Source organism: bacterium, from assembly GCA_018830565.1.
Taxonomy (GTDB): domain Bacteria; phylum UBA9089; class JAHJRX01; order JAHJRX01; family JAHJRX01; genus JAHJRX01.
Genome location: JAHJRX010000083.1, coordinates 1 through 6,670, shown reverse-complemented (window position 1 = coordinate 6,670; position 6,670 = coordinate 1). Strand labels below are relative to the sequence as shown.

Here is a 6,670-nt window from a genome sequence, read left to right as displayed (position 1 = left end):
TAGGTGACAAATATGAAGTATGTAATAGAAAGTTTATGAAGTAGGTGACAAATATGAAGTATGTAATAGAAAGTTTATGAAGTAGGTGACAAATATGAAGTATGTAATAGAAAGTTTATGAAGTAGGTGACAAATATGAAGCATGTGACAAATAAAGAGTTTATGAAGTATGTGACAGAAAAAAGTTTGACCAAGGTAAGTAAGTGTCTTCAATGCCTGAAGTGCACCGCTGGTTGTCCTCTATCCTTCTGGATGGATTATAAGCCCAATCAGATTAACCGCATGATTCAGATGGGGGATAGGGATAAGGTGCTGGGTTCATCTGTTATCTGGTTGTGTGTTGGGTGTCAAACATGTGTTACCAGATGCCCGATGAAGATAAATATTCCAGATCTTATGGATACCCTGCGAGAGGTGGCGGTAAAGGAAAGGGTATCTAAAGAGCCAAACATAACCATGTTTCATCAGTTGTTCTTGAATAGCGTGAAAAGGTGGGGCAGGGTGCATGAATTGGAGTTGATTGGACTTTATAAGCTAAAGAGTGGACAGTTATTTTCTGATATGCAGTTAGGACAGCAGATGTTTATGAAAGGTAAACTTGCCCTTTTACCCGATGGTGTTCGGAACAAAAAAGGGATAAGGGAAATTTTTGAGAAGGTGAAATAAATAATGGATAAAGAAGTAGCACTTCTGGCAGTGATTGACCGTTGGATAAAGCAGGCTCTTCATGATCTTGAGAACGCCAAAAAGAACATGGAAATTGGAATTTATGATGTTTGCTTGATTCTCTGTCAACAGGCTGTGGAGAAAATGCTAAAGGCATTGTACATTAAAAAGACAGGGAATGAATCTCCTCCGAGGATACATTCGCTCAGGAAATTGGTAGAGGAAACCAATATGTCAGACAAAGCTTTAACTCTTGTCGGAGAACTTGATTCTTATTATCTTGCCCTTCGATACCCTGATGTAACTGATAGAATGCCTTATGAATATTGTGATCAAGCAGATGCTAATCAAGGAATTAAAAGGGCAAAAGAAGTAATTGGGCTTGTTGAAACCGAACTTGAGGAGAGACAGGGTGAAAAGAAAGATAAATGATGAGAAGGTAAGATATTTGCTGGATAATTACTTAGAGAAAATAAAGGATATCTATGCTGCCGAGGAACTCTGGTTATGGGGCTCACGGGCTTATGGAAACCCGGGCGAATACAGCGACATTGACCTCATTGTAGTCTCTGATAAGTTTTCAAAGGTTAAGTTTATTAGAAGAATGTATGAATTTACCAATAAATTAGGGTTATTATTGGATAGGAATGCCGAGGTAGTTGATGCCCTGTGCTATACCCCGGAAGAGTTTGAGCGAAAGAAACAACAGATAGGTGTGGTAGGAGAAGCGATTAAAAAAGGAATACGGTTGATATAAAGAGTGAACAAATACAAATGTAAAATCCGAATACCAATTTTATACTCATATACTAATTTTACACCCATTCTGCAAAATTTGCAAAATATAAAGATTAAGGATGTATGTAATGAAAGTTTTGAAAGCAATAGGAAGATTAGTTTTAAGGGGTATTGGAGGCAAGAGAAGCTCATTAGCTTTTTTGGTCTGTCTGTTTGTTTTTGTGTTGTCTGTGAATTCATCAGCAGACAATAAGAAGAAGCTTGTAGATGCGACTAAAAGAGGTGACATCTCAACTGTCCAGGCACTCCTTGCCAAAGGTGCTGAGGTGAATGCGAAAGATAAGGATGGCATAACTGCCTTGATGGAGGCATCTGCTCAGGGTCATATCGAGGTTGTCCAGGCACTTAAACAGGCTGGGGCAAAGGAGTAATAACATTTAGCATTGAACTATTGACTATGGCTTGTCAATCATAGATTTTGGGTGTTAGGTGGAGATTGACGGAGAGATAATTACCTTTTCTTACCTCTTCATCCGATAACCTACTTTTTAATATTAAGGGGTGCAAATAATGCGTTTTTCATATTATCCAGGGTGTTCATTACATTCTACAGGCAAGGAGTATGGCCAGTCTACAGAGGCTGTGTGTCAGGCGTTGGGCATAGAGCTTGTGGAGATACCAGACTGGAATTGCTGCGGGGCAAGTGCTGGTCATAGCTTGAATCATGATTTAGCTGTCCAGCTTAGCGGACGAAATATTTTGCTTACCCAAAAACAAGGATTGGATGTTGCCGTGCCTTGTTCTGCCTGCTATCATAATCTAAAGCAGGCAGATGAAGAGCTGAAGGCTGATGCTGATAAACGAAAAGAATTGGAGCAAGTAGTTGGAATACAGTGGACAGGTGATGTCCAAACAAGACACCTGTTGGATGTGATTTATCATGAGATTGGGGTAGATAATATACGCAAGATGGTCAAAAAACCATTGCAAGGACTAAAGACTGCACCGTATTATGGCTGTTTGATTACCAGACCGCCGCACAAAGACAGTTTTGATTCTGTGGAGCAACCTCAATCTATGGACAAGCTTCTTGATGCTTGCGGGTGTGAGGTAATGAAATGGTCATACAAAACAGATTGCTGTGGTGCGAGTTTATCACTGCCTCAATCCGGGATTGTGGTTGATTTGGTAAAAAAGTTAATCAATATGGCCAGACAGACAGGGGCTGAGTGCATTGTTACCGCCTGCCCTATGTGTCAGGCAAACCTTGAAATGCGGCAGAATGGGGCAAATTTTCCGGTGCTTTATTTTACTGAGGTGTTAGGGCTGGCATTGGGGATAAAGGATGTAGGCAAGTGGTTAAAGAAACACTTGGTGAATCCTATGGGAGTGATGGAAGATTATTCATGAAACGGGCAAATAAGTTAGATTTTTTATATGAGATTAAAAAAGATGGAGTAGTAATCTATGAAAGCGGTCATAAATCTTTTTTTAGAGGAAGTTAAAGAGATTGTTCAAATATTGAAGATCAAATATAAGCCCGAAAAGATTATCTTATTTGGTTCTTTGGCTAATGGAAAGACTGACGAGGACAGCGACATTGACTTAATAATTATTAAACAAACCAAGAAAAATCCATGGGAAAGGGCAGCGGAAGTAGACCAGTTTATTAAACATAATGTACCTGTTGATTTTTTAGTTTATACTCCTGAAGAGGTGAAAGAAAGAGTACAAATAAACGATTTTTTTATTAAAGAGGTCCTGGAAAAAGGGCAGGTTATATATGAAGGATAAAATAACCCTTGAATGGATTAACAAGGCTAATAGTGATTTAGCCTTTGCTCAAGCAAGCCTTAGAGAATTTGACGATTTCTACTCTCAAATGTGTATCTTATGCCATGATGCAGTAGAGAAGTATCTAAAAGCATACATAACTTCTTGTGGGGTAAAACCAGAAAGGATACATGATTTAGTTACATTGTTAAATGAATGTATAAAGATTTCAGAAGTGCCTGAAAAATTTGAAACTCATAAGGAAGAATGTCGGGTATTAAATCGCTATTATACACCACTTAAATATCCGTCCCATTACCCAATAGCAACGAAAGAACAGGCTACAGAGGCAATTGAAATTGCTACTGATATGGATAAATTTATAAAGGAATGTCTTGAAGAATGTGGTTGAGCGCAGAAGTATTTAGAAGTGAAAAAAATAGGAGTTATAGCCTATGAGTACTGATAAACAAAAAATTGGCTCAGTTTTAGTTATTGGCGGCGGTATTGCCGGTATGCAGGCATCACTTGATTTGGCCGATGAACTCTATTTATTTAGGAATGGTGATAATGATGAGAGAAATTAATGAAGAAGTGATTCAAGATATAACAACTAAGATTATTAACCACTTCCACCCAGAAATGATTATTTTATTTGGTTCTTATGCCTCAGGAAATTCCCAAAAGGGAAGTGACCTTGATTTATTAGTTGTTAGAGATTCAGATATTCCAAGACATAAACGGTCAATCCCTATTAGACGACTTTTTAGAGGATATATGATACCAATGGATATTATTGTTTATACACCCTTTGAAGTAGAAAGATATAAGGATGTAATAGGCTCTTTTATTCACCATATATTAAATAAAGGTAGAAGATTGTATGGATGAAAGATTAAATTTAGCCAATTATTGGTTTAAGAAAGCAGATAATGATTTAAAGAATGCAAGGATTGTTATCGAAGTAGAAGATGCTCCTATTGATACTGTCTGTTTTCATTGTCAGCAAAGTGCTGAAAAATACCTTAAAGGTTTTCTCATCTATCATAACATTAAGTTTGAAAAACAGCATGATTTGGACTATTTGATTGATTTATGTTGTCAGATAGATTCTTCGTTTGATTCTCTTAGAGATATAGCTGAAAATTTAACACCATATGCTGTGGAAATACGCTATCCGACTAACCCATTCTATGAATATTCTGTGGAAGAAGGAAGGGAAGCAATTAAGATAGCCGAAGATATAATGGTATTTGTCAGAAAGAAATTACCAGTAGATTCTTTGAATAACCTTGATAACGATTCTGGAGGTAACCAGTGATAGATAAAGGGAATAAAATTGGCTCAGTTATGGTAATTGGCGGCGGCATTGCCGGTATGCAGGCATCACTTGATTTAACAGATGCCGGGTTTAAGGTATATCTGGTTGAAGATTCCCCAGCTATTGGTGGCAGAATGGCTCAACTTGATAAGACCTTTCCCACCAATGATTGCTCTATGTGTATTATGTCACCAAGGCTGGTTGATGTTGCCGCAAATCTGAATATTGAGCTTTTGACTTTATCTGAGGTAACAGAGATAAGTGGTGAATCCGGCAACTTCATGGTTACGGTACAAAAAAGGCCGCGGTATGTTAATGAGGAAAGATGTACAGGTTGTGGGACTTGTGCCACAAAATGTCCTGTTAAAGTTCCTGACGAATTTAATTTAGGTGCTGCTACCCGCAAGGCAATCTATGTTAAATATCCGCAAGCTGTGCCTTTAAAATATGCCATCGATAATAAAAATTGTCTTCGGCTGGCTAAAGATAAAAAATGCGGTCTATGTGAAAAATTTTGTGATGCTCGGGCAATAGATTTTAGTCAGTCTGAGGAGAGGATTGAGATTAATGTTGGTGGTATCGTTCTTGCACCAGGCTTTGAAACTATCCCAGCACAGGTGCGGGAAGAGTACGGCTACGGATATTATCCTAATGTGGTAACCAGCCTTGAGTTTGAGAGGTATCTTTCTGCTTCAGGACCTACAGCCGGTCATGTCCAGCGACCTTCAGATAAAAAGGAGCCAAAAAAGGTTGCCTGGATTCAATGTGTAGGGTCAAGGGATGACCAGCGCAAATATTGCTCAAGTGTCTGCTGTATGTATGCGACTAAGGAAGCCATCATCGCTAAGGACCATAGCCATGGACTTGAGCCAACTATATTTTTTATGGATATTCGGGCGTATGGCAAGGGGTTTGACGCTTACTACGAACGGGCAAAAAATGAGTATGGGGTGCGGTATATCCGATGTATGGTCTCCACAGTTAAGGAAGACCCAAATACCCATAATTTGACAATTCGATATGTTGCAGAAAATGGGGACTTGGTTGATGAAGAATTTGAGATGGTAGTGCTTTCTGTTGGCTTAAAGCCGGGGGCTAAACTTCAGGAATTGGCTAATAATCTTGGTGTGGACCTGAATCAGTATGGTTTTTGTGGGACATCGACATTTAACCCAATTACGACCACAAAACCAGGCGTTTATGTCTGTGGTGCCTCCTCAGAGCCAAAGGATATACCGGAGACAGTGATGCAAGCCTCAGGTGCGGCGGCATGCGTGGGGGAATTGCTTGGGGAAGTGCGCGGCAGTGAAATTATTCATAAGGAATATCCGCCAGAAATAGATGTGCGCGGTCAAGAACCGAGGATTGGTGTCTTTGTCTGCCGATGCGGGATAAATATTGCCGGTGTAGTGGATGTCCCCCAGGTTGTAGAGTATGCCAAAGGGCTGCCAAATGTAGTTTGTGCTGAGGAAAAGATTTATGTCTGTAGTCAAGATTCGCAAGCGCTAATCAGGGAGAAGATCCGCGAGCATAATCTTAATCGGGTAGTGGTTGCCTCCTGCACACCAAGGACGCATGAGCGGCTGTTCCAGGATACTATCCGGGATGCGGGTCTGAATAAATACCTGTTTGAGATGGCAAATATTCGTGACCAATGCAGTTGGGTGCATGGGTCAAATCCACCATCAGCAACAAAGAAGGCAAAGGAATTAGTCCGTATGGCTGTTGGTCGGGCAGTTTTACTTGAGCCGCTATATACCACTAAAATGGCAGTAACCAGAAGAGCATTGGTCATAGGTGGTGGACTTTCCGGGATGGTTTCTGCGCAATCATTAGCAGAGCAGGGGTTTGAGACTGAGTTGGTGGAGCGTGAGGCAGAGTTGGGTGGAAACATGCGGCATGTCCATTGGACTTATAATGGCAGCGACCCGCAGGCATATTTGAAATCACTTATTGAGAAGGTGCAGGCTCATAAATTAATTAAGGTGCATCTGGGGAGTGAGATTGTATCTATCTCTGGACATGTGGGACATTTTAAATCGCGAATTGCGAATTGCGAATTGCGAATTGAAAAGGAAATTGAGCATGGCGTGGTAATTGTGGCTACAGGTGGCGTAGAATCTAAACCCACAGAATATCTGTATGGCGAAGATGAACGAGTGATTACTCAAC

The 6,670-nt window shown here is 40.1% G+C and carries 10 protein-coding genes; all 10 read left to right on the top strand.

Annotated elements, in window-relative coordinates; genetic code table 11:
* Window positions 1–135: 135 nt before the first annotated feature.
* Complete coding sequence (locus KJ849_07965; protein MBU2600493.1) at window positions 136–666, top strand: 4Fe-4S dicluster domain-containing protein; 531 nt, start codon at window positions 136–138, stop codon at window positions 664–666.
* Between the two features lie 3 nt (window positions 667–669).
* Window positions 670–1,098, top strand: coding sequence for a HEPN domain-containing protein (locus KJ849_07960; protein MBU2600492.1), 429 nt, complete (start codon window positions 670–672; stop codon window positions 1,096–1,098).
* Window positions 1,079–1,423 carry a nucleotidyltransferase domain-containing protein gene (locus tag KJ849_07955; protein MBU2600491.1) on the top strand — a complete coding sequence of 115 codons (345 nt, stop codon included), beginning with the start codon at window positions 1,079–1,081 and terminating at the stop codon, window positions 1,421–1,423. The genes KJ849_07960 and KJ849_07955 overlap by 20 nt, the downstream gene beginning before the upstream one ends.
* Before the next feature lie 109 nt (window positions 1,424–1,532).
* The gene (locus tag KJ849_07950; GenBank protein MBU2600490.1) at window positions 1,533–1,835 is read left to right on the top strand and encodes an ankyrin repeat domain-containing protein; all 303 of its coding nucleotides are present in this window, start codon (window positions 1,533–1,535) and stop codon (window positions 1,833–1,835) included.
* Between the two features lie 139 nt (window positions 1,836–1,974).
* On the top strand, window positions 1,975–2,814 hold the full coding sequence (locus tag KJ849_07945; protein ID MBU2600489.1) for a CoB--CoM heterodisulfide reductase iron-sulfur subunit B family protein: 840 nt from the start codon (window positions 1,975–1,977) through the stop codon (window positions 2,812–2,814).
* A 57-nt stretch (window positions 2,815–2,871) separates the two neighbouring features.
* A complete protein-coding gene (locus KJ849_07940; GenBank protein MBU2600488.1) occupies window positions 2,872–3,198 on the top strand; it encodes a nucleotidyltransferase domain-containing protein in 327 nt (108 codons plus the stop codon).
* Window positions 3,188–3,589, top strand: a complete 402-nt coding sequence (locus KJ849_07935; protein MBU2600487.1) for a HEPN domain-containing protein — start codon at window positions 3,188–3,190, stop codon at window positions 3,587–3,589. The genes KJ849_07940 and KJ849_07935 overlap by 11 nt, the downstream gene beginning before the upstream one ends.
* Before the next feature lie 158 nt (window positions 3,590–3,747).
* Entirely contained in the window at window positions 3,748–4,068 is a 321-nt protein-coding gene (locus KJ849_07930) for a nucleotidyltransferase domain-containing protein (protein ID MBU2600486.1), read from the top strand.
* Window positions 4,061–4,498 carry a HEPN domain-containing protein gene (locus tag KJ849_07925; GenBank protein ID MBU2600485.1) on the top strand — a complete coding sequence of 146 codons (438 nt, stop codon included), beginning with the start codon at window positions 4,061–4,063 and terminating at the stop codon, window positions 4,496–4,498. Before KJ849_07930 ends, KJ849_07925 begins: the two co-directional genes overlap by 8 nt.
* Before the next feature lie 29 nt (window positions 4,499–4,527).
* On the top strand, window positions 4,528–6,670 hold a 2,143-nt coding region (locus KJ849_07920; GenBank protein MBU2600484.1), incomplete at its 3' end, for an FAD-dependent oxidoreductase.